Origin of the sequence: Clostridioides sp. ES-S-0005-03, assembly GCF_020658455.1 — a bacterium.
Lineage (GTDB): Bacteria > Bacillota > Clostridia > Peptostreptococcales > Peptostreptococcaceae > Clostridioides.
The window spans coordinates 1-702 of record NZ_JACVWI010000021.1 but is presented as its reverse complement, the minus strand read 5'-3'; the positions used below and the strand labels follow the sequence as shown (position 1 = coordinate 702).

Annotated in this window: 2 tRNA genes and 1 rRNA gene; all 3 read left to right on the top strand. The window is 37.2% G+C overall.

Annotation, left to right across the window (positions count from 1 at the left end):
• Positions 1 to 270: 270 nt before the first annotated feature.
• The 3 genes from rrf (at position 271) to IC218_RS21560 (ending at position 567) form a co-directional block, all read left to right on the top strand.
• Positions 271 to 387: ribosomal RNA gene (gene rrf, locus IC218_RS21570) — 5S ribosomal RNA — on the top strand.
• 5 nt (positions 388 to 392) lie between these two features.
• Positions 393 to 481: transfer RNA gene (locus IC218_RS21565), tRNA-Leu, on the top strand.
• A gap of 9 nt (positions 482 to 490) precedes the next feature.
• Positions 491 to 567: transfer RNA gene (locus IC218_RS21560), tRNA-Ile, on the top strand.
• The last annotated feature ends 135 nt before the right edge of the window (positions 568 to 702 follow it).

The window sequence follows — 702 nt, the reverse complement described above, 5'->3', positions numbered from 1 at the left end:
ATAGGTCGAAGGTGTAAGTGCAGCAATGTATTTAGCTTATCGATACTAATAGGTCGAGGACTTGACCAATATTTATTTGATGTTCATTGATTAAAATATATATGTAGTTTTTAGAGTGCTAACTCTATGTATTTAAATTTGTCAATAATTAGAGATTTTTAAGAATTTTATAAGCTTAAAATCGAATGAAAAAAGTATTGACATAATAAGACAAATATGTTATTATAATACTTGTCTTAGAAAAAAGATAAATGAAAATTTAGACAATAATCTGGTTATAATAGCAGAGAGGATACACCTGTTCCCATTCCGAACACAGAAGTTAAGCTCTCTAGCGCTGATGGTACTTGGTGGGAAACTGCCTGGGAGAGTAGGACATAGCCAGGTGATGTGCCGAAGTGGCGGAACTGGCAGACGCACAGGACTTAAAATCCTGCGGGACTTACCTCTCGTACCGGTTCGATTCCGGTCTTCGGCACCAAATTATTGTGGGCCATTAGCTCAGTTGGTTAGAGCGCCCGGCTCATAACCGGTAGGTCTGGGGTTCGAGTCCCTGATGGCCCACCACAATAATTTAAAGAACTTTGAAAATTAAACAGTAGGTTAATTTATAAAACAAGAAACAAACCATAAAGCCAGATATTTAGATAACAATAGTATCTGAGCCTGATAAACTTTTATTTGAGAGTTTGATCCTGGCTC